We start from the raw sequence: 21,811 nt of genomic DNA on the forward strand, positions 1-21,811 counted from the left end.
GGCAATTTCACCGTGAGGGCCGATTGTTTGGGCATCGGCTGGACCGTGCACGGGCAGCGTGGGTTCGAACGGGACGGAAGTGACGCGATGGACGGCTCACGCCTGATGACGGTCGACGCGATGAGGACCGTCGATGCGACGGCGATCGCCGGGGGCACGCCGGGCATCGCCCTGATGCGGGCGGCCGGCGCCGCGGTGGCGGAGCGGGCGCGGGCGCACCTGACCCCGGGCGGCCGGGTGCTCGTCCTGTGCGGCCCCGGCAACAACGGCGGCGACGGGTTCGTCGCGGCCCGCCTGCTCGCCGAGGCCGGGCACGGCGTCGATCTCGCCCTGCTCGGCCCCCGCGACGCCCTCTCGGGCGATGCGGCCGAGGCCGCGGCGGCGTGGACCGGGACGGTGCTGGGCTTGGCGGAGGCCGAGCCGTCGCGCGCCGACCTCGTCGTCGATGCGCTGTTCGGCGCCGGCCTGTCGCGCGACCTCGAAGGGCCGGCCCGCCATGCGCTCGAGCGGGTCGCGGCGTCCGGGCGCCCGGTGCTGGCGGTCGACGTGCCGAGCGGGGTCGACGGCGATACCGGCGCCGTCCGCGGCTTCGCGGTCCGGGCGGTCGAGACCGTCACGTTCGTCGCGGAGAAGCCCGGCCACCGGCTTCAGCCCGGCCGCGGCCTGTGCGGCCGGCTGCACGTCGCCGGGATCGGCACCGGCCCGGCGGCGTTCGCGGCCGGGCTCGCGGTCGGCGCGCCGGCGTTCCGCAACGGACCGGAGGTCTGGGGCGCGCGCCTGCCGCGGCTCGCCGATGCGAGCCACAAGTACACCCGCGGCCACGCCCTCGTGCTGTCGGGGCCGGCCACCCGCACCGGCGCGGCGCGGCTGGCCGCCCGCGGCGCGCTGCGGATCGGGGCCGGGCTCGTCACGGTGGCCTCGCCCGAGCGGGCGCTGGCGGAGAACGCCGCCCACCTCACCGCGATCATGCTGCGGCCGTGCGACTCCGCCGACGACCTCGACGACCTGCTCACCGACGAGCGCATCAACGCGATCCTGGCGGGTCCCGGCCTCGGCGTCGGCGAGGCGACGCGCGACCTCGTCGCGGTGGCGGCCGCCGCCGGGCGCGGCCTCGTGCTCGACGCCGATGCGCTGACGAGCTTTTCCAAGCAGGCGGCCCTGCTCGCCGCCCACCTCGCCGACGGCGACGCGAAGGCGGTGCTGACCCCGCATGCGGGCGAGTTCGCGAAACTGTTCGCGGGCACCGACGCCGTTGCGGAGGTCGGCAAGCTCGAGCAGGCCCGCCGCGCCGCCGCACGGGTCGGCGCCGTGGTGGTGCTCAAGGGCCCCGACACGGTGGTGGCCGCCCCCGACGGCCGCGCCGCGATCAACGACCACGCCACGCCGTGGCTCGGCACCGCCGGCTCGGGCGACGTGCTCGCCGGCCTGGTCGCGGGGCTCCTGGCCCAGGGCATGCCGCCGTTCGAGGCGGCCTGCGCCGCGGCCTGGCTCCACGGCGATGCCGGCTTGCGCCACGGCCCGGGGCTGATCGCCGAGGATATTCCGGAGTTGATGCCGGCGGTGCTGGCGGCGGTTCTGGAAGAGCTTGGAGGGTGACGACGGTCTTTTCCCTCCCCCGCAAAGGGGGAGGGAAGAAGCGGGATGCGTCACGTCACCTCGAAGCAGGTCCACAGCCCGGTGTCGAACCGCTCCAGCACCGTCGCGCTGATCAGCCAGCGGCCGGGATTGTCGGCCTGGAAGGCGATGCGGGCGGTGCGGCCTTCGAGGAGCTGGAAGGTGTCGAGCCAGTAGGGCTCCCAGCCGTCGTCGAGGGGGTGGAGCAGGCGGAAGACGTGGCCGTGCAGGTGCAGCGCCTGCGGGAACGCGGTCTCGTTGCGCAAGGCCAGCACCACCACCTGGCCGCGCTTCACCGTGAAGATCGGCGCGAGGCCCGCGGTCGCGCTGGTGCCGTTGACCGACCAGATCCGGTTGGCGTCCCCGGAATAGGCCGGCTCCGCCTCGGGCTTGTCCTTCGAGAGGCTGGCGCCGCCGGTGATCACCACGTCGCGGCGCAGCGCGTTCTGCAGCTTGACCTCGCGCGGCAGCAGCGGGTTCTCGCCGATCGGCCCGATCGGCGGCCGCTTCTCGGTGATGGCCGAGCCCTTGGTGACGACGGTGGCGAGCTGCAGGCCCTGGCCGACCAGCGCGGTGATCGCCCCCTTCGCGTCGGCCTCCGCCGGCAGGTCGATCAGCAGGTCGTAGCGGGTGCCGGGCGGGAACGGCAGCGTCGCGCGCAGCGGCTCGAACGTGTCGGTCGGCTGGCCGTCGACGGCCGCGACGTAGACCTTCAGGCCCTCGAAGCGGATGCGGGTCGCCCGGGCGTTGCAGGCGTTGCCGAGCCGCACCCGGATCCGGCTGCCCGGCCGCGCCTCGAAGGTGGCCGGCACGTTGGCACCGTTGATGGTCACGAGGTTGCCGAGCCGGCCGTTGCTCGCCGCGAACGCGGTCTGGCCGAAGGGCAGCAGCGCGCCGTCGTCCTGCAGGCGCCAGTCCTGCATCAGCAGCGACACGTCGGCCTCGACCGCGGGGGGCGCCTTCTCCTCCACGACCAGGAAGCCGGCGAGCCCCCGGCCGGACGGCTCGCTCGATCCGCCGACCACGAGCGGACGGACCAGGAAGGTGCCGGCGTCGGGCGGCACGAAATCGTAGGTGAAGTCGGCGCCGGGCGCGATCGGCGCCTGCGTCACGCCGCCGACGCCGTCCATGGCGTTCTTGTTGCGCACCCCGTGCCAGTGCAGCGAGAGCGGCTTGTCGGTCCTGTTCTCGACCCGCACGCGCACGGCCTCGCCGAGCTTCACCCGGAACGTCGGAGGCGCCGAGGTCCCGTCGAACGACCATACGGCGGTCTCGGGGGCGGGCTCGGGCCGGAAGCGCGTCTTGGACGGCGCCGCCTTCGCGGCGCGCGGCTCCGGCAGCGGCGCGGTCGGCGCCCCCGGCGCAGGCGCCGCGGGCTTGCCCTGGGCCCGGCCGGCCCGCGGGAGCAGGAGGAACGCGGCGCTTCCCAGGAAGAGCGCCCGACGCGACGCGCCGTGTCGAGATTCGGTCGGCGGCGCGGATCGGGCTGTCGGCATGGAACCTCGGAGCGGCGGGGCGCGCGCGCGGAATCCGGGGCGGATTCCGGGGCCGCCGCTTGTAGCCGCCGCCCCCGCGCGGCGCCACCGTTTCGGACCCGCAAGTTTTTTGCTGCGGCCTGTGCCTCGCATGCTATAGACCCGCCCTCCGGCGGCCGGACACGCGCCGGGCATCGGCGCTCGCGGGCGTGGCGGAACTGGTAGACGCGCTGGATTTAGGTTCCAGTGTCGCAAGACGTGGGGGTTCGAGCCCCTCCGCCCGCACCAGCTCCGCCGTCGGAAACGGAAACGGCCGATCCCTGTGCGGACGCGGGCGGCCGGCTCCGCCCAGCGGATGCCGTTCGCCTCGCGCGGTCCCGCTTCCCCGTACCGAACCCGCGACTCCGTCAGGCCTCAGCAAGGGCCGCACCCGGATGCTCGCGCATACGATCACACGGACTTTGAGAGCGACGACGATGCAGGTGACCGAGACACACTCCGAGGGGCTGAAGCGCACGTTTCAGGTGTCCCTCGCCGCGAGCGAGCTCGAGGATCGCCTGAACACCGAGCTGTCGGGCATGAAGGACAAGGTCCAGCTCAAGGGCTTCCGGCCGGGCAAGGTGCCGGTGGCGCACCTGCGCAAGGTCTACGGCCGCTCGGTGATGGCCGACGTGGTGCAGAACGCCGTCAACGAGGCGAACCAGAAGATCGTCGCCGACAACGGCCTCAAGCTCGCCCTCGAGCCGCAGATCGAGTTCCCCTCCGACCGGTCGGTGGTCGAGAAGGCGCTCGACGCCAAGGCCGACCTCTCGTTCAAGGTCGCCCTCGAGGTGCTGCCGAGCTTCGAGCTCGCCGACCTCTCCGACGTCAGCCTGACCAAGCTGGTCGCCACCCCCTCGGACACCGAAGTGAACGAGGCGCTGGAGCGCATGGCCGGCCAGAGCCGCCCGTTCACCGAGCGCGACGCCGGCGCGGCCGCCGAGACCGGCGACCGCCTCACCATCGACTTCGTCGGCCGCATCGACGGCACCGAGTTCGAGGGCGGCAAGGGCGAGGGCATCGATCTCGAGCTCGGCTCGAACTCCTTCATCCCCGGCTTCGAGGAGGCGCTGGTCGGCGCCAAGGTCGGCGAGCAGCGCCTCGTCAAGGCGACCTTCCCGGAGGCCTACGGCGCCGAGCAACTCGCCGGCAAGGACGCCGAGTTCGACGTGACCGTCACCAAGATCCAGGCGCCGGGCGAGGCCAAGATCGACGACGACTTCGCCAAGGGCATGGGCCTCGACTCCCTCGACGCGCTCAAGGAGGCGGTGGCCAAGGCGATCGGTACCGACTTCGAGGCGGCCTCGCGCCGCAAGCTCAAGAAGGAGCTCCTCGACGCGCTCGACGGCCGCTACGCCTTCGACCTGCCGCCCTCGCTCGTCGCGCAGGAATTCGCCAGCGTCTGGGCCCAGGTCGAGCAGGACCTGAAGGCCCGCGGCAAGACCTTCGAGGACGAGGACACCACCGAGGAGAAGGCCACCGCCGAGTACCGCAAGATCGCCGAGCGTCGCGTGCGCCTCGGCTTGGTGCTTGCGCAGGTCGGCGAGAGCGCCGATATCAAGGTCTCCGACGAAGAGGTGAACCAGGCCCTCATCGCCCGGGTCCGGCAGTTCCCGGGCCAGGAGCAGCAGGTCTGGGATTTCTACCGGAAGAATGCGCAGGCGCTCGCCGAGCTTCGGGCGCCGCTGTTCGAGGAGAAGGTCGTCGACCACGTCCTCGGCCAGGTCAAGCTGGTGGAGGAGCCCGTCTCGAAGGAGACGCTCTTCGCCGACGAGGAAGCCGACGACGCCGGCGACGGGAAGGCCGACGCCAAGTCGGCCGACTCGACGTCCGCCGAGGCGGCGCCGGCTGAATCGAAGGCCGACTGAGCCCGCGCTCGTCTCGAGGCGGCGGGCATATGGTTAGGCGGCGTTAAGGAATGCCGTCGTTCGCTGACGCGCCCGGCCTCTCCGTGATTCGCGGAGGGCTGGGCCCCTTGGAGCCCAAAAGGCCATGATGAGAGATCCGGTCGACTATTATAACAGCGCGCTCGTGCCCATGGTGGTCGAGCAGTCGAGCCGCGGCGAGCGGGCGTTCGACATCTACTCGCGACTGCTGCGCGAGCGGATCATCTTCCTCACCGGACCGGTCGAGGATTACGGCGCGTCGCTGATCGTCGCGCAGCTGCTGTTCCTCGAGGCTGAGAACCCGAAGAAGGAGATCTCCTTCTACATCAACTCGCCCGGCGGCGTGGTGACCTCGGGCCTGTCGATCTACGACACGATGCAGTTCATCCGTTGCCCGGTGACGACGCTCTGCGTCGGCCAGGCCGCCTCGATGGGCTCGCTGCTCCTCACCGCCGGCGAGCCGGGCCACCGCTTCGCCCTGCCCAACGCCCGCATCATGGTCCACCAGCCGTCCGGCGGGTTCCAGGGCCAGGCCACCGACATCCTGATCCACGCCCGCGAGATCGAGGCGCTGAAGAAGCGCCTCAACGAGATCTACGTGAAGCACACCGGGCGCGACTACGACTCGATCGTCCAGGCGCTGGAGCGCGACAACTTCATGACCGCCGATGCGGCCAAGGAGTTCGGCCTGATCGACGAGGTCATCCAGAAGCGGCCCGAGCCGGCCGCCGCCTGAGGAGGCCGCATGCCCTCGCCCGGCGGCCGCGGCGTCGCCGGGGGAGGGGTGTGGCGATCGCGGCCTTGATCCCGCCGCGGCCGCGTGTTTGCATCGGGGTTCGCGGCGACCGGTTCGCGAGGGACCCCAGGCAAAGACGCGCAGGTGACTTTTTCTTTAAGCGGATTCCCTTACTTGTAAACGATGCGCGTGTGCCCCCGGCTGGCAGCGCACGCACGAATCGGAGACCGATATGAGCAAGACTGGCGGCACCGACTCCAAGAGCACGCTGTACTGCTCGTTTTGCGGCAAGAGCCAGCACGAGGTCCGCAAGCTGATCGCGGGCCCGACGGTGTTCATCTGCGACGAGTGCGTCGAGCTGTGCATGGACATCATCCGCGAGGAGTCGAAATCCTCCCTGGTGAAGAGCCGCGACGGCGTGCCCACGCCGAAGGAGATCCGGCGCGTCCTCGACGACTACGTCATCGGCCAGGACTTCGCGAAGAAGGTCCTCTCGGTCGCGGTGCACAACCACTACAAGCGCCTCGCCCACGCGACCAAGCACAACGACGTCGAGCTGGCCAAGTCCAACATCATGCTGATCGGGCCGACGGGCTCGGGCAAGACGCTGCTCGCGCAGACGCTGGCCCGCATCCTCGACGTGCCGTTCACCATGGCGGACGCGACCACGCTGACCGAGGCGGGCTACGTCGGCGAGGACGTCGAGAACATCATCCTCAAGCTGCTCCAGGCCTCGGACTACAACGTCGAGCGGGCGCAGCGCGGCATCGTCTACATCGACGAGATCGACAAGATCTCGCGCAAGTCCGACAACCCCTCGATCACCCGCGACGTCTCGGGCGAGGGCGTGCAGCAGGCGCTCCTGAAGATCATGGAAGGCACCGTCGCCTCCGTGCCTCCGCAGGGCGGCCGCAAGCACCCGCAGCAGGAGTTCCTGCAGGTCGACACGACCAACATCCTGTTCATCTGCGGCGGCGCCTTCGCCGGGCTCGAGCGGATCATCTCGGCGCGCGGCAAGGGCACCTCGATCGGCTTCGGCGCGACCGTGCAGGCCCCCGACGACCGGCGCACCGGCGAGGTGTTCCGCTCGGTCGAGCCCGAGGACCTGCTGAAGTTCGGCCTCATCCCCGAGTTCGTCGGCCGCCTTCCCGTGCTGGCGACGCTCGAGGACCTCGACGAGGACGCCCTCAAGAAGATCCTCCAGGAGCCGAAGAACGCCCTGGTGAAGCAGTACCAGCGGCTGTTCGAGATGGAGAACGTCGACCTGACGTTCCAGGACGAGGCGCTGTCGCTCGTCGCCCGCAAGGCGATCGAGCGCAAGACCGGCGCCCGCGGCCTGCGCTCCATCCTGGAGACGATCCTCCTCGACACGATGTACGACCTGCCGGGCCTCGACTCGGTGGAGCAGGTCGTGATCGGCCCCGAGGTGGTCGAGGGCAAGTCGCGCCCGCTCTTCATCCACGGCGACCGCAACAAGGAAGCGCCGGCCAGCGTCAGCGCCTGACGTGCGCCGGCGCACATGCGCTAAGTCCTTGATGGAGCGGGCCGATCACGGATCGGCCCGCGACAGGTGGGCACCTTGAAACGGGGCTCCTGGAAAACCACCTGAGGCTCAGCGCAGTGGCCGCTGCCTCCCTTGAGGGGCGGTGCCGCGCCACCAGCCGCAAAGTCTCCAGCAGACCTATCCCGACCCTCGCGGCCCGGTCGGCCCCTGGCAGGAAGCTTGCTCCGAATCGGAGGAGCGACCGCCCGGCGTCCCTCATGAGGAAGTCAACGATGACCCAATCGAAATCCCGCCAGCCGGTCGTTCCGGGCTCGACCGGCTCCTACGCCGTCCTGCCGTTGCGCGACATCGTCGTCTTCCCGCACATGATCGTGCCCTTGTTCGTGGGTCGCGAGAAGTCCATCCGCGCGCTCGAGGAGGCGGTCAAGACCGACCGCCACATCCTGCTCGCCACCCAGATCAACGCCGGCGACGACGACCCGGCCACCGACGCGATCTACACGATCGGGACGCTCGCCTCCGTGCTGCAGCTCCTGAAGCTGCCCGACGGCACCGTGAAGGTGCTGGTCGAGGGCGGCGGCCGTGCCAAGATCACCGGCTTCACCCGCTCGGACGAGTACTACGAGGCCGAGGCCGAGGCCCTGGTCGACGAGCTCGGCGACAAGGTCGAGGCCGAGGCGCTCGCGCGCTCGGTGCTCTCGGAGTTCGAGAACTACGTCAAGCTCAACAAGAAGATCTCGCCCGAGGTCGTCTCCGCGGTCACGCAGATCGAGGAGCCCTCGAAGCTCGCCGACACGATCGGCTCGCACCTCCTCGTCAAGATCGCCGACAAGCAGGCGATCCTGGAGACGCCGACGGTGGCCGCGCGCCTGGAGCGCGTGCTGTCGCTGATGGAGAGCGAGATCTCCGTGCTGCAGGTGGAGAAGCGCATCCGTACCCGCGTCAAGCGGCAGATGGAGAAGACCCAGCGCGAGTACTACCTCAACGAGCAGATGAAGGCGATCCAGAAGGAACTCGGCGACGAGGACGGCCGCGACGAGCTGGCCGAGCTCGAGGACAAGATCGAGAAGACCAAGTTCACCAAGGAAGCCCGCGAGAAGGCGTCGGCCGAGCTGAAGAAGCTGCGCCAGATGTCGCCGATGTCGGCCGAGGCGACGGTGGTGCGCAACTACCTCGACTGGATGCTCGGCATCCCGTGGAACAAGCGCTCGAAGATCAAGAAGGATCTCCTCGGCGCCCAGGTCCTGCTCGACGGCGACCATTTCGGTCTGGAGAAGGTCAAGGAGCGGATCGTCGAGTACCTCGCCGTGCAGCAGCGGGCCAACAAGCTCACTGGGCCGATCCTCTGCCTCGTCGGGCCCCCCGGCGTCGGCAAGACCTCGCTCGGCAAGTCGATCGCCAAGGCGACGGGTCGCGAGTTCGTGCGGATGTCGCTCGGCGGCGTGCGTGACGAGGCCGAGATCCGCGGCCACCGCCGGACCTACATCGGCTCGATGCCCGGCAAGATCGTCCAGTCGATGCGCAAGGCCAAGACCTCGAACCCGCTCATCCTGCTGGACGAGATCGACAAGATGGGCATGGATTTCCGCGGTGACCCCTCTGCCGCCCTGCTGGAGGTTCTCGACCCCGAGCAGAACGCGACCTTCAACGACCATTACCTCGAGGTCGACTACGACCTGTCGAACGTGATGTTCGTGACGACCGCCAACACCCTCAACATCCCTGGGCCCCTGATGGACCGCATGGAGGTGATCCGCATCGCCGGGTACACCGAGGAGGAGAAGGTCGAGATCGCGCGCAAGCACCTGATCCAGAACGCGCTGAAGAAGCACGGCCTGGACAGCAAGGAATGGTCGATCGACGACGAGGCCCTGCTGATGCTCGTCCGCCGCTACACGCGGGAGGCGGGCGTGCGCAACCTCGAGCGCGAGCTGTCGAACCTGATCCGCAAGGCGGTGAAGGAGATCCTCATCACCAAGGTGAAGAGCGTCGAGATCGACGTCGAGCGCCTGCAGGTCTTCCTCGGCCCGCCGAAGTTCCGCTACGGCGAGATCGATGCCGACGACCAGGTCGGCGTGGTCACCGGGTTGGCCTGGACCGAGGTCGGCGGCGAGTTGCTGACGATCGAGGGCGTCATGATGCCGGGCAAGGGCAAGATGACGGTCACGGGCAACCTGAAGGACGTGATGAAGGAGTCGATCTCGGCGGCGGCGAGCTACGTCCGCTCGCGGGCGCTCGACTTCGGCATCGAGCCGCCGCTGTTCGAGCGCCGGGACATCCACGTCCACGTGCCAGAGGGGGCGACCCCGAAGGACGGGCCCTCGGCCGGCATCGCCATGGCGACCGCCATCGTCTCGACCTTCACCGGCATCCCGGTGCGCCGCGACATCGCCATGACCGGCGAGGTCACGCTCCGCGGGCGGGTGCTGCCGATCGGCGGCTTGAAGGAGAAGCTGCTCGCCGCGCTCCGCGGCGGCATCAAGACGGTGCTGATCCCCGAGGAGAACGCCAAGGACATCGCCGAGGTGCCCGACAGCGTGAAGAACGGGATGGAGATCATCCCCGTCGCGATGATGGATCAGGTCCTCAAGCACGCCCTGGTGCGCCAGCCCGAGGCGATCGCCTGGGAGGAAGTGATCCCGGTCAAGAAGTCGGCCGAGGACGGCGCCGCCTTCGTCGCCCACTGACCGCCCAAGCATGAACGACGAGGCCCCGGAGCACCGCTCCGGGGCCTTTCGCTTGCATGGTCCCCCGCGAAAGGCCGCCCATGCGCATCCTGGTGATCAATCCCAACACCACCGAGGCCGTGACCGAGCGCGTCGCCGCGCATGTCCGCCGGATCGCGGGGGCCGCCGCCACGATCGTGGCGGCGACCGGCCGCTTCGGGGCCCGCTACATCGCCAGCCGGAGCGCCGCGGCGATCGCCGGCCACGCCGCGCTCGACGCCTTCGCCGAGCACGGGGCCGGATGCGATGCGGTCTACCTCGCCTGCTTTGGCGATCCCGGGCTGCTGGCGCTGCGCGAGATCGCCCCCGTCCCGGTCGTCGGCATGGCCGAGGCCGCCTGCCGCGAGGCGGCCTCGGCCGGGCGCTTCGCGATCGTCACCGGGGGGACGGCGTGGCGGCCGATGCTGAGCGAGTTCGTCGCGCTCCTCGACCTGTCGGATCGGCTCGCCGGTCTCCGCACGACAAACGCCACCGGCGGCGAGATTCACCGCGACCCGGACGCGGCCCTGGCCGACCTGATCGCCGCCTGCCGCGCCTGCGCCGACGAGGACGGGGCCGATACGGTGATCCTCGGCGGCGCCGGCTTGGCGGGCCTCGCCGAGCGCATCCAGCCCGCGGTTCCGGTCCCCGTCCTGTGCTCGGTGGAGGCCGGCACCCGCGCGGTCCTCGCCGCCGCGGCCCGACCCGGCCCCACGCCGCCCGACCGCCCGGCGATCGACAGCGCCGGCCTGTCCCCGGCCCTGGCGCAGCTCCTGGCCAGCGCGTAGGGGGGGCGCCGCGTGCGCCTCGGCCTTGCCTCGGTGCCGCGGCATGCCGTACCACGCGGGCGCGGGCGGTTAGCTCAGTTGGTAGAGCGTCTCCTTTACACGGAGAGGGTCGGGGGTTCGAGTCCCTCACCGCCCACCAATCGTCACGACGGCTCGGGGCGGGTCGTCGGACCCAGCGGGCGTTCGATCCTCGGAAGCGCCTCGGCGACCGGCGTCGCGGATCGCTCCACGAGATGCCGGCGCCGCGTCGGTCCGTGCGATCCTCGGGCTCCGATCCCCGTCGGCCGCGCGGATGGGGGATGATGGCGCCTCGGGCGAAATGATGCTCTAGGCTCCGGAGGCGCCACCCAGGACCAGCGACATGCGAACCGTCATCCTCGCGCTTGCCATCACGATCGCGCCCGTCCCGGCGCTCGCCCTGTGCAGCTGCACCTGTGTCCAGGGAACCGCCGTCGCGCGATGCTCCTCGACCGCCGACAACGTGCCGATCTGCCAGCTGCTGTGCCCGCCCTCCGCTGCCGCGCAATCGGTCGCCGGTCCGTCGATCACGCTGCCGGGCGCGCCGCAGCGTCGCCCGGACCCGATCCAGATCAACGAGCAGAACCAACAGCTGCGCTCGCAGGGCATCACGCCCCGCGACGGCCAGCCCCTGGACCGCTGACCCGCGACACGCCCCCCCGCGGCACCCGATCCGGCCCCGGTTCACCCGCCGTGCCGGCCGGCGTGATCGCGCCGTCTCCGCACGATGGAGAGCGGCCGGCATAAGCCGGTCCGACACCGGAATGCGGCCGGCCGACGGCAGGCTCGACCTCGCACGGGGACGTGCCCGCCCGGCCGATCCCGGAGCCGGGCGTCTCAGTCCAGCCGCACCGGCGGCCCGACGGCGTGGGCGAGGTCGTCGGCGAGCCAGGCGAGGGCGCCGCGGAACGGGCCGAGCAGGCCGACCTGGTGCCGGCGGTAGAGTAGGTCGTGGGCGAGCCGCGCGAACAGGCCGCGCAGGCGGCCGCCGCCGAAGGTGTAGCGCCCGAGCGTGCCCCAGCCGTTGTAGTCGGCCAGGGACACGAGCGCGCCCTTGTCGCGATAGCGGAACGGCGCCATCGCGCCGCCGCGCCGCCACGCCTCGAAATGGCGCACGAGGTGCCGGGCCTGCTGGTGGGCCGCCTGCGCGGTCGCCGGCACCGGATGCTCCGCGCCGGGCTGCGGGCAGGCGGCGCAGTCGCCGAGCGCGAAGATCGCCGGGTCGCGCGTGGCCTGGAGGGTGTCGCCGACCACGAGCTGGCCGGTGCGCGACCGGTCGAGCCCCTCGATCCGGGCGAGCACCGCGGGCGCGCGCACCCCGGCGGCCCAGACCTTGATGTCGGCCTCGATCCGTCCGCCGTCCTTCAGCGTGAAGCCCGCGGCGTCGGCGCCGGTCACCAGGGCGCCGGTGCGCACGTCGACCGCGAGGTCGGCCAGGGTGGCCGCCGCGGCCCGGGAAACGCGATCGGGGAAGGCGGCGAGCAGGCGCGGGCCGCTCTCGATCAGGGTGAGGCGGAGCTTTTCGCGCAAGGCGCCGGTGCCGTAGCCGGCGATCACGTCGACGGCGTGCTTCAGCTCGGCCGCGAACTCGACGCCGGTGGCGCCGCCGCCGACGATGGCGATCCGCAGGCTGGCCTCCGAGCGCAGCGCCGCCAGCACCTGCCCGCGCAGGCGCCGGTGCAGCGCTTCCGCGTCGGAGAGGTCGTCGATCGTGGCGCAATGCTCGGCCACGCCCGGCGTCCCGAAATCGTTCGCGCGGCTGCCGAGGGCGAGGATCAGCACGTCGTAGCCGAGCTGCGTCGGCGCGAGGGCCGCCCCGGCGCCCTCCGCGTCGAAGGGGGCGAGGGTCAGCTGCCGCGCGGCACGGTCGACGGCCTGCAGCGAGCCGAGCCGGAAGCGGAAATGGTTGGCCTTGGCCTGCGCGAGCAAGCTCAGCTTCTGCCGGTCCGGCAGCGCGGTGCCGGCGGCGAAGGTGTGCAGCATCGGCTTCCAGACATGGGACAGGGCCCGGTCGACCAGGGTGACCTGCGCCGCCCCGTTCCGGCCGAGGCGGCGGCCGAGGCCGGTCGCCACCGTGATCCCGGCGATGCCGCCGCCGACGATCACGATGCGGGTCGGTTCTGCCATGCCGGTTCCATCCTCGAGGTCGTCCCGGATCGGTCCGGTCGATGCTCGAACGCGCGCCACCGCGCCGCGGTTCGCTCGGTGCGCGACCGGACCCGACCTCCGGGGGCGACGGAACCGCTGCCGATCCACTCGGCCGAACCCGGTCAGCCCAGGGTTCGCCCTCCACCTCGGAGGAAACTCGGATGATGCGGGTGCAGCGGCTTTGCTGGGTTGCCGTCCTGGCCGTTCTCGGCCGTGCCGATACAGCTTTCGCGCAGGAGCAGGGGCCCCTACACCGACGACATCGTGAAGTCGACATGGCCGCGCGGCGCCCAGATCGGCCTCGGCGCTCCCGTCTCGGAGCCCGATCACGGCCAGGGAACCGGCCCGAACGCGTCTCAGGACGCACGCTCCACGCGGTCCCATCGGCCGGTGCCGATGAGACCGGATGCGCGCTCCTTTCCCGATCAGCTCTCCAGCTCGCTGTCCCAGTACAGGTAGTCGAGCCAGGTGTGGTGGTAGTCGCGGTGGTCGAACTCGGGCTGGCGGTGGTGCAGCTCGTAGCGGGTCGGGCGGCGCGGCTCGGTCAGCAGCGGCATCTCGGCCTCGTGCGGGGTGCGGTTCGCCTTGCGCAGGTTGCACGGGCTGCAGGCGGCGACGACGTTCTCCCAGGTGGAGAGCCCGCCGCGGGAGCGCGGGTTGACGTGGTCGAAGGTCAGGCCGCCCGAGGGCAGGCGCAGGCCGCAATACTGGCACGAGAAGCTGTCGCGCAGGTAGATGTTGTAGCGGGTGAAGGCCGGGCTGCGGGCCAGCGTCACGTAGTTCTTCAGCGCCACCACGCTCGGCACCCGGAGCGCCCGGCTCGGGCTGCGCGCCTCGACGTCGTAGCTCGCCACCAGCGTCACGCGGTCGAGGAACAGGGCGGTGAAGGCGTCCTTCCAGCTCCACAACGAGAGCGGGTTGTAGGAGAGCGGCCGGTAATCCGCGTTGAGGACGAGGGTCTGGAGATCCATCATCGGCGCGACTCTTCGAACGAAAGCCATACGGGACAACGCGCGAGATCGACATTGCGCGCTGTCCCGAGGACAGGGTCGACGGGGGGATGGGGCTCTCGTGCGTCCGGGCGCGGGATCCGGCGGCCCGGCGGCGGCACCGTTTCGGCCGGAGGCATGGGACACGCGTGGCGCGCCGGGCGCGGTCGGCGACCGGCTGGGGCGGATACATCCGGCTCGCGGCGGGGTCCGGGTGCCAATCCGGTCGATCCCAGCCCTTCGCGAAGTGACGAAAAGGCCCTCTCCATCGGGGCTTAGTCTAATAGCAGCGTGACAGCCTTGTGAAGCTCCGCCCTGTCGCGGCCGACGCCGCACCCACAGATCGGTGGATCGCGGGGTCTTCGAAGCCGACGGCTGCCGGGACGAGGGGGCGCGTCAGCCCCAGCGCACGAACATCGCGATGAACACGGCGACCATGCTGGCCAGGAGCAGCGGGTGGCCGTCGACGATCGCGAACACGAGCAGGGAGATCGCGCCCGTGGCGATGCCGAGCATGACGGCGACGGCGGTCGGGTTCATCGCAGCATGGCTCGCGGCCGTTCAGATCTGAGCTCGGGGTCCGCCATCGATCCGGCCTCCGGCAGACCCCGTATCACGATCCGCGGATCGGCGCGGCACCGATCGGCGCCGCGCCGCGCACCGGGGCGATCAGTCGCCGACGACCTTGCCGTCCGGGCCGACCTTCACGGTCTGTTCGCGGTCGGCCAGCGCCACCTTGATCTCGTACTGCACCGATTTGCCGTCGCGCTCGACCTCGGCCTCGTAGGCCTTGCCGCCGCCCGCCTTCTGCTCGGCGATCGTCAGCGCGTCCTTCAATGACGTGGTGGCGTTCTGGAAATCGGCCGGCTTGAGGCGGGTGAAGTACCGCTCGATCGGCTGGTTCTCGGTCTTGTAGAGCGCGCCGCTGTCGGCATTGATGCCGTACTCGACGAGCTTGCCGTCCGGATAGACGACCTTGATGCTGTAATGCGTCGGGTTCTTGCCGTCCGCCTTCTCGAAATCCGCGTCGATGGCGCGGCCCTTCTCGCCCTGGGCCTCGGCCGTGGTCAGCGCCTGGGCGAGACCGACCTTGGTGGTCTTGGCGAGCTGGAACTCCTTCTGGTCGGACTCGGCCCTGGCCGCATGCGTCAGGCCGAGCGGAGCGGCGAGCAGGCCGGCGGCGATCAGGCCGGCGGTGAGGGTGAGACGGTTCGGCATGGCGTCGACTTCTTTCCCAATGCAGATGGTGGCCCGAATAACCGATCGACCGCCGCTTGGTTGCCTGCCCATCGAAAGACCTATCCAGGCTCCCGCCGGCGGCCACGGCGCGTCGCCGGCCGCCGCGTCGAGACGGTCAGCGGCGTCCGGCGCGGTCGCGCAGGATCGCGACGAAGCCGGCCGCCGCGACGCGGCGGTCGCCGTCGTTGGCGACGGTGTCGTCGGCCTCCGCCGGGACCGCGCGGGCCAGGCGCGCGGCGAGGTCGCCGTCCTCGGGGCGGCCGCGGGCGGCAAGCCGTGCGGCCAGGATCTCGGGGGCGGCCGTGATCGCCACGACGTGGACGCCGGGGAGCGTCCGGCGCGCCGCCTCGATCACCCGGCGCGAGACGTTGCACACCACGACCCGCCCCTGCTCGGCCTCGGTCAGCGCCTCGGCCGGGATCGCGTAGCCGAGGCCGTGCGCGCGCCAATGCAGGGGAAACGCGCCGGCCGCGGCGGCGCGGGAAAACTCCGCCTCGGCGATCTCGGCGTTGTCCTCGTGCGCCGAGGGCGGCCGGGTCACCAGGCGGCGCGGGAAGACGAAGCGCGGGTCGCCGGCCAGCTGCGCCCGCGCGGCGGCGATCACCGTGTCCTTGCCGGCCCCGCTCGGGCCGACCACGAGGACGAAGCCGCCCGCCATCACACCACCCGCGCGCCGGCGCGCCAGACCTCGCGGACGACGGGCACCCCTTGCGCCGTCCGCACGCGGACGAGGTCGGCGCGCAGGCCGGGCGCGATCCGGCCGCGGTCGTCGAGGCCGGTGGCGCGGGCCGGGTTGGCGGTGACGGTGGCGATGGCGGCGGCCAGGTCGATGCCGGGCACGCGCTCGGGCAGCTGGAACGCCGCCATCAGCAGGCTCGCCGGCACGTAGTCGGAGGACAGGATGCTGAGCAGGCCGGCCTCGGCGAGAGCGTGCGCCGCTACGTTGCCGGAATGCGAGCCGCCGCGGATCAGGTTGGGCGCGCCCATCATCACGGTGATGCCGGCCGCGTGCGAAGCCTCGGCCGCCTCGCGGGTGGTCGGGAACTCGGCGAGCGCGACCGCTTCGGCCCGCGACTGGGCGACGTCGGCCAGCGTCGTGTCGTCGTGGCTCGCCAGCGGGATGCCCTGCTCCCGGGCCAGCGCCACGAGGATCGGGCGGTTGCGGGCGTTGAGCGCGGCGCCGTCGCGGATCTTGCGCTCGGTGCCGGCCCGGATCGCCTCGATCGGCCGGCCGCCGCGGCCGGCATATTGATAATACTTCGCCATGTCGCGGAACTGCCGCTGCCCCGGCGTGTGATCCATCAGCGAGATCAGGCCGACGGGATGACGCCGGACGAAGGCGCGGACGGTGTCGATCACGTCGGCCGACGGGATCTCGCAGCGCAGGTGCGTCCGGTGCTCGGCCCGGAACAGGTCGGCGGCGCGCGCGTCGGCGATGGCCTGCGCCAGCGCGTCGAGCTCGGAGCCGAGGCCGCTGCCGTCCGGGTCGGTGCCGGCGCGCAGCGAATCGAACACGGTGGTGATCCCCGAGGCGGCGATCTGCGCATCGTAGGCGAGCACGGCGCCCAGCGGATGCCAGCGCACGCCGGGGCGTGGCGCGTAGTGGCTTTCCAGGTGGTCGGTGTGCAGCTCGACCAGGCCGGGGACGAGGTGGTCGCCGCGGAGGTCCCGGCCGCGCTCCGGCGCCCGGCCCGCGCCGTGCTCGGCGATGCGGCCGTCCACGATCGCGAGCCAGCCGTCGACGACGCGGTCGGCCAGGACGAGGCGCGCGTTCTCGAGGATCTCGACCCGGTCCGCCATCGCTCCGCCGTCTCCGCTCATGCCGCGCCCGTTCATGCCGCGCCCGCTCATGCCGCGATCGGCGCGCGGAAATCCGCCACGTCCACGATCCGCGTCGCCACCGCCTCGCGTACGTCGGCGTCGTGGAAGATGCCGAGGATGCCCGCGCCCGCCGCCCGCTTCTCGCGGATCAGCGCGATCACGACGTCGCGGTTGCGGGCATCGAGCGAGGCGGTCGGCTCGTCCATCAGCACGAGGGGCCGGTCGGCGATCAACCCACGGGCGATGTTCACCCGCTGCTGCTCGCCGCCCGAGAAGGTGGCCGGCGGCAGGTCCCACAGGCGCTCGGGCAGGTCGAGGCGCGCGAGCAGCGCCGCGGCGCGCGCGCGCGCCACATCGGCGGCGAGGCCGCCCTCGATGCCCGCCGCCTCGACGATCGCGCGGGCGCCGACGCGGGGGATCACGCGCAGGAACTGCGAGACGTAGGCGACGACGTGCCGGCGCAGGGCCAGGATCGCGCGCGGCTCGGCCGTGGCGACGTCCACCGTGCGGGCTCCGTCCCAGATCCGGATCGCGCCGTGCTCGCAGCGGTAATTGCCGTAGGCCATCTTCAGGAGCGAGGATTTCCCGGTGCCGGACGCGCCGCCGAGCACCACGCACTCGCCCGCCGCGACGGCGAGGCTCGCGCCCGCGATCACCGGCAGCACCGTGCCGCCGCGCAGATGCAGGGTGAAGCGCTTGCCCACGTCCTCGAAGGCGATCAGCGGCGGGGTCATGCGGCGAGCACCGAGGAGACGAGGAGCTGGGTGTAGGCGGCCTGCGGGTCGTCGAGGACCTGATCGGTCAGCCCGGTCTCGATCACCCGGCCGTGGCGCATCACCAGCACCCGGTGCGAGAGCAGGCGGGCGACGGCGAGGTCGTGGGTGACGATGATCACCGCGAGCCCGAGCTCGGCCACGAGCCCGCGGACCATGTCGAGCAGGCGCGCCTGCACCGAGACGTCGAGGCCCGAGGTCGGCTCGTCCATCAGCACGAGGCGGGGGCTCGTCACGAGGTTGCGGGCGATCTGCAGGCGCTGGCGCATGCCGCCGGAGAACCGCGTCGGCGGGTCGTCGATCCGGTCTGCGGCGATCTCGACGCGGCCGAGCCAGTCGAGGGCGGTGGCGCGGATGCGGCCGTAATGGCGCTCGCCGACGCCCATCAGCCGCTCGCCGACGTTGCCGCCGGCCGAGACCGCCATGCGCAGGCCCTGCGACGCGTCCTGGCGCACGAAGCCCCAGTCGGTCCGCATCAGCGCCCGGCGCTCGGCCGCGCTCAAGGTCGCGAGGTCGCGGCTGGCGCCGTCGCGCATCCGGTAGGCGACCGAGCCCGCATCCGCCGCGACCTCGCCGGCGACCAGGCCGAGCAGGGTCGACTTGCCGGAGCCGGATTCGCCGACCACCGCCAGCACCTCGCCCGCCTCCAAAGTGAAGCCGACGCCGTCGCAGGCCGTGCGCGCGCCGTAGCGCTTGGTCAGGCCGGAGACCGTGAGCAGGGGGGCGGTCATGATCGTTCCTCCGCTCCGTTCTTCCCTCCCCCCGGCGGATCTCGGGCTTGCTCGAGATCCGCACACCGTGTGCCCAAGTCGGGCAGGCCCGACTTGGGTGCGGGGGAGGGTGGGCCTCGCGTGAGCGAGGGTCGGGAGAGGGGAACGACAGTGCCGGATACCGCGCTCCCCTCTCCCGACCCGCTCGGCGGGCCACCCTCCCCCGCAGAGGGGGGAGGGGGAGCCACCGGCCCGAACCCGCACCGGCGCCGGTCCTCGCAATGATCGGTGTCGGAGCAGACGAACATCCGCCCGCCGGCATCGTCGAGGACGACCTCGTCGAGGTAGACATCGTCGGACCCGCACAGGGCGCAGGGGCGGTCGAAGCGTTGGATTTGGAAGGGATGGTCCTCGAAGTCGAGGCTGCGCACCCGCGTGTAGGGCGGCACCGCGTAGATGCGCTTCTCGCGGCCGGCGCCGAAGAGCTGCAGGGCGGGGCAGTCGTCCATCTTCGGGTTGTCGAACTTCGGCGTCGGCGACGGGTCCATGACGTAGCGGCCCGCGACCTCGACGGGGTAGGCGTAGGTGGTGGCGATGTGGCCGTGGCGGGCGATGTCCTCGTAGAGCTTGACGTGCATCGGCCCGTACTCGGCGAGCGCGTGGAGCTGGCGTGTCTCGGTCTCGCGCGGCTCGAGGAAGCGCAGGGGCTCCGGGATCGGCACTTGGTAGACCAAGACCTGGCCCTCCCTCAGCGGCGCCTCCGGGATGCGGTGGCGGGTCTGGATCACCGTGGCCTCCACCGTCCGCGTGGTGGTGGCGATGCCGGCGGTGGCCGAGAAGAAGCGCCGGATCGAGACCGCGTTCGTGGTGTCGTCGGCGCCCTGGTCGATCACCTTGAGCACGTCGGACGCCCCCAGGATCGCGGCGGTGACCTGGACCCCGCCGGTGCCCCAGCCGTAGGGCATCGGCATCTCGCGGGCGGCGAAGGGCACCTGGTAGCCGGGGATCGCGATCGCCTTGAGGATCGCCCGGCGGATCATCCGCTTGGTGCCCTCGTCGAGGTAGGCGAAGTTGTAGCCGGTCTCCGGCCGCGCGGCGGGCGTGCTCATTCGGCGGCCTCCCGAAGCGCTTCGTCCGGCCCGGACTCTCCCGTCCGCGCGGCGGCGTGCTCGGCGCGCAGGCGGCGCAGCAGCTCCAGCTCGGCCTGGAAGTCGACGTAGTGCGGCAGCTTGAGGTGCTCGACGAAGCCCGTCGCCTGCAGGCTGTCGCAATGGGCGAGCACGAATTCCTGGTCCTGCGCCGGGGCGACCAGCGCCTCGCCGAGCTCGGCCGCGCGCAGCGATCGGTCGACCAGGGCCATCGCCATCGCCTTGCGCTCGCCCTGGCCGAAGACGAGCCCGTAGCCGCGGGTGAACCGGGGCGGGACGTCGCCGCCGCCGTGGAACTGGGCGAGCATCTGGCACTCGGTCATCGCCACGGTGCCGAGTTCCACCGGGAAGCCGAGCTCCTCGGGGACGAGCTCCAGCGCCACGGTGCCGAAGCGGACCTCGCCGACGAAGGGATGGGTGCGGCCGTAGCCGCGCTGCGTCGAGTAGGCCAGCGCCAGCACGAAGCCCTCGTCGCCCCGCGCCAGCGTCTGCAGCCGGACCGCACGGTCGGCCGGGTAGTCGACCGGCTCGCGGGTCAGGTCGCCGACGGGGGCGCCCTCGTCCCGGGGCGACGGCTCGATCAGGCCGGCCTCGCCGAGGAGGTCGGTCACGCGCGGGCAGGCGGCCGCGTCCGGGCCGGGCTCGGCCTCCGCGCCGGGCTCGGGCGCCATGCCCTCGGCGAGGGAGAAGTCGATCAGGCGATGGGTGTAGTCGAAGGTCGGGCCGAGCACCTGCCCGCCGGGCAGGTCCTTGAAGGTCGCCGAGACCCGGCGCGACACCGCCATCGCCGCGGTCTCCACCGGCAGGGTGGCACCGAAGCGCGGCAGGGTGGTGCGGTAGGCGCGGACCAGGAACACCGCCTCGACGACGTCGCCGCGGGCCTGCTTGAGGGCGAGCGCGGCCAGATCCGGATCGTGGAGCGAGCCCTCGGTCATCACCCGGTCGACCAGCAGCCGCATCTGCTCGCGGATCTGCGCCACGGTGAGGTCGGGCACCGACGGGTCGCCCCGGCGCGTCTCGGCGAGCAGCCGGTGGGCGTTGTCGATCGCGGCCTCGCCGCCCTTCACCGCCACGTACATCGGTCTACGCCTCCGAAGGGACGGGCGAAGGGGCGGGCGAAGGGACGGGCCGCGACGAGCGCGGCAGCCCGGCGACGACGCCCGGCGCGGTGAGAACGAGGTCGAGCCCGCGCGGGAAGGCGGCGTGGTTCGCCGCAAGGCGCGCCGGCCAGTCCGCCGGCAGCGGCGCGGCGGCGAGCCGGATGCGGCCGCGGATGCCGGGGCCTTCGAAGGCGGCGCCATCCTCGGACAGGCGGTCGAGGGCCAGCACCAGGGTGGCGGAGGTGTCGGGATAGTCGGGCGAGCCCTGTGCGAACGCCGCGAAGGGTGGGCAGGCGGCAGGATCCGCGATCAGCGCGAAGGCCGCGTCGGCGGGCTCGGCGACGATCGGTGCCCCGGTGTGGAAGCGCAGGAATGCGGCCACCGCCGGGTTCGCGGCGAGCGGCGCGTCGAGCCAGACCGGCGTGTCGGCATCGGTCAGCGCCAGCGCGACGGCGGCGAGTTCCGGCGTGAGCGGGGCGGGCGGAGAAAGGTCGCTCGCGAGCCGCCCGATGCGGCCCGGCCGGGCGAGCGCATCCATCAGCGTGCGGAACGCCCCTTGCGCGTCGTGGACCGGGTTGGCGAAGCCGCGGGCGAGCGCCATCAATCCTCGCCCCGCGCCAGGGTGAAGAAGTTCACCCGCGTCGCCGCGACCTTTCGCGCCGCGGCGGCCGCTTCCGAGGCGCGGCGTTCGGCGATCCCCGCCAGGGCGGCCTCGACCGCCCCGCGCCGCGCCGGGTGCTGCCAATGCGCGTCGAGGATGGCGGCGAGCCGGGCGCGCGGACGGTCGCGGCCGAGATGGTAGGCGAAGCCGGTCTCGCCGCCGGGCAGGCGCACCGCCGCCCGGGTCACCGTCGCCTCGCCGACGTTGAAGGCGCGCCCGTCGCCGCCGATGCGGCCGCGCGCCATGACGAGGCCGGTCTCGGGCGCGCGCAGATCCTCGGCCTCGCAGGACAGCCCGGTCTCGGCGAGAACGGCCTCGAGCTCGGCGAGCGAGGCCGCCCCGGCACGCGCCATCGCGGCGCGACGGGCTTCGACCTCTGGCGTTGCCGGGTCGGGTGCTGTTTGGCTGGCGCGCGGCATTCGCGTTCGAAGGCCTCCGATTTGTCTATAGATATAGA

The 21,811-nt window shown here is 72.1% G+C and carries 19 protein-coding genes, 2 tRNA genes and 1 pseudogene; 9 read left to right on the forward strand and 13 right to left on the reverse strand.

What is annotated here, in order from left to right:
• Positions 1 to 87: 87 nt before the first annotated feature.
• Positions 88 to 1,596: an NAD(P)H-hydrate dehydratase gene (locus MKK60_RS25180; protein ID WP_243988946.1), complete on the forward strand. Its 1,509-nt coding sequence runs from the start codon at positions 88 to 90 to the stop codon at positions 1,594 to 1,596.
• Positions 1,597 to 1,646: 50 nt separating this feature from the next.
• On the opposite strand, the gene MKK60_RS25185 is transcribed toward MKK60_RS25180, so the two are convergent.
• On the reverse strand, positions 1,647 to 3,110 hold the full coding sequence (locus MKK60_RS25185) for a multicopper oxidase family protein (protein WP_243988947.1): 1,464 nt from the start codon (positions 3,108 to 3,110) through the stop codon (positions 1,647 to 1,649).
• Between the two features lie 182 nt (positions 3,111 to 3,292).
• Between MKK60_RS25185 and MKK60_RS25190 the strand changes: the two genes are divergently transcribed.
• From MKK60_RS25190 to MKK60_RS25225, 8 genes are all read left to right on the forward strand, one after another.
• Positions 3,293 to 3,377, forward strand: a tRNA-Leu gene (locus tag MKK60_RS25190).
• A gap of 188 nt (positions 3,378 to 3,565) precedes the next feature.
• Positions 3,566 to 4,996 (forward strand): trigger factor, encoded by a 1,431-nt coding sequence (gene tig / locus MKK60_RS25195; RefSeq protein ID WP_243988948.1) that lies wholly within the window; start codon positions 3,566 to 3,568, stop codon positions 4,994 to 4,996.
• 127 nt (positions 4,997 to 5,123) lie between these two features.
• Positions 5,124 to 5,750 (forward strand): ATP-dependent Clp protease proteolytic subunit, encoded by a 627-nt coding sequence (locus MKK60_RS25200; protein ID WP_147843596.1) that lies wholly within the window; start codon positions 5,124 to 5,126, stop codon positions 5,748 to 5,750.
• A gap of 232 nt (positions 5,751 to 5,982) precedes the next feature.
• Complete coding sequence (gene clpX / locus MKK60_RS25205; protein ID WP_147727615.1) at positions 5,983 to 7,254, forward strand: ATP-dependent Clp protease ATP-binding subunit ClpX; 1,272 nt, start codon at positions 5,983 to 5,985, stop codon at positions 7,252 to 7,254.
• 272 nt (positions 7,255 to 7,526) lie between these two features.
• Positions 7,527 to 9,941: an endopeptidase La gene (gene lon, locus MKK60_RS25210; RefSeq protein ID WP_147843594.1), complete on the forward strand. Its 2,415-nt coding sequence runs from the start codon at positions 7,527 to 7,529 to the stop codon at positions 9,939 to 9,941.
• An 80-nt stretch (positions 9,942 to 10,021) separates the two neighbouring features.
• Complete coding sequence (locus tag MKK60_RS25215) at positions 10,022 to 10,747, forward strand: aspartate/glutamate racemase family protein (protein WP_243988949.1); 726 nt, start codon at positions 10,022 to 10,024, stop codon at positions 10,745 to 10,747.
• Between the two features lie 63 nt (positions 10,748 to 10,810).
• A tRNA-Val gene (locus MKK60_RS25220) sits at positions 10,811 to 10,886 on the forward strand.
• A 222-nt stretch (positions 10,887 to 11,108) separates the two neighbouring features.
• Positions 11,109 to 11,408 (forward strand): hypothetical protein, encoded by a 300-nt coding sequence (locus MKK60_RS25225; RefSeq protein WP_243988950.1) that lies wholly within the window; start codon positions 11,109 to 11,111, stop codon positions 11,406 to 11,408.
• Between the two features lie 194 nt (positions 11,409 to 11,602).
• Here MKK60_RS25225 and MKK60_RS25230 read toward each other — a convergent pair whose 3' ends face one another.
• From MKK60_RS25230 to phnG, 12 genes and pseudogenes are all read right to left on the reverse strand, one after another.
• Positions 11,603 to 12,892 (reverse strand): NAD(P)/FAD-dependent oxidoreductase, encoded by a 1,290-nt coding sequence (locus MKK60_RS25230; RefSeq protein WP_243988951.1) that lies wholly within the window; start codon positions 12,890 to 12,892, stop codon positions 11,603 to 11,605.
• A gap of 446 nt (positions 12,893 to 13,338) precedes the next feature.
• A complete protein-coding gene (locus tag MKK60_RS25235) occupies positions 13,339 to 13,887 on the reverse strand; it encodes an HNH endonuclease (protein WP_147729215.1) in 549 nt (182 codons plus the stop codon).
• Positions 13,888 to 14,298: 411 nt separating this feature from the next.
• Positions 14,299 to 14,442: a hypothetical protein gene (locus MKK60_RS25240; RefSeq protein WP_187274846.1), complete on the reverse strand. Its 144-nt coding sequence runs from the start codon at positions 14,440 to 14,442 to the stop codon at positions 14,299 to 14,301.
• Positions 14,443 to 14,571: 129 nt separating this feature from the next.
• Complete coding sequence (locus MKK60_RS25245; protein ID WP_147729214.1) at positions 14,572 to 15,120, reverse strand: PepSY domain-containing protein; 549 nt, start codon at positions 15,118 to 15,120, stop codon at positions 14,572 to 14,574.
• Positions 15,121 to 15,256: 136 nt separating this feature from the next.
• Entirely contained in the window at positions 15,257 to 15,799 is a 543-nt protein-coding gene (gene phnN / locus MKK60_RS25250; RefSeq protein ID WP_187274845.1) for a phosphonate metabolism protein/1,5-bisphosphokinase (PRPP-forming) PhnN, read from the reverse strand.
• Positions 15,799 to 16,941 (reverse strand): alpha-D-ribose 1-methylphosphonate 5-triphosphate diphosphatase, encoded by a 1,143-nt coding sequence (locus tag MKK60_RS25255; protein WP_147729705.1) that lies wholly within the window; start codon positions 16,939 to 16,941, stop codon positions 15,799 to 15,801. The genes phnN and MKK60_RS25255 overlap by 1 nt, the downstream gene beginning before the upstream one ends.
• Positions 16,942 to 16,988: 47 nt before the next feature.
• Entirely contained in the window at positions 16,989 to 17,696 is a 708-nt protein-coding gene (gene phnL, locus MKK60_RS25260; RefSeq protein ID WP_243988952.1) for a phosphonate C-P lyase system protein PhnL, read from the reverse strand.
• Positions 17,693 to 18,466 carry a phosphonate C-P lyase system protein PhnK gene (phnK, locus tag MKK60_RS25265; RefSeq protein WP_147729897.1) on the reverse strand — a complete coding sequence of 258 codons (774 nt, stop codon included), beginning with the start codon at positions 18,464 to 18,466 and terminating at the stop codon, positions 17,693 to 17,695. The genes phnL and phnK overlap by 4 nt, the downstream gene beginning before the upstream one ends.
• Before the next feature lie 236 nt (positions 18,467 to 18,702).
• Positions 18,703 to 19,554 (reverse strand): annotated as a pseudogene (locus MKK60_RS25270) (alpha-D-ribose 1-methylphosphonate 5-phosphate C-P-lyase PhnJ); the annotation flags it as partial.
• Entirely contained in the window at positions 19,551 to 20,672 is a 1,122-nt protein-coding gene (locus MKK60_RS25275) for a carbon-phosphorus lyase complex subunit PhnI (protein ID WP_243988953.1), read from the reverse strand. The gene MKK60_RS25275 and the pseudogene MKK60_RS25270, both read right to left, overlap by 4 nt.
• A gap of 4 nt (positions 20,673 to 20,676) precedes the next feature.
• A complete protein-coding gene (gene phnH, locus MKK60_RS25280; RefSeq protein WP_243988954.1) occupies positions 20,677 to 21,294 on the reverse strand; it encodes a phosphonate C-P lyase system protein PhnH in 618 nt (205 codons plus the stop codon).
• On the reverse strand, positions 21,294 to 21,773 hold the full coding sequence (phnG, locus tag MKK60_RS25285) for a phosphonate C-P lyase system protein PhnG (RefSeq protein WP_279604248.1): 480 nt from the start codon (positions 21,771 to 21,773) through the stop codon (positions 21,294 to 21,296). Before phnG ends, phnH begins: the two co-directional genes overlap by 1 nt.
• Positions 21,774 to 21,811 lie beyond the last annotated feature (38 nt).

This window comes from Methylobacterium sp. J-092, from assembly GCF_022829325.1.
Classification (GTDB): domain Bacteria; phylum Pseudomonadota; class Alphaproteobacteria; order Rhizobiales; family Beijerinckiaceae; genus Methylobacterium.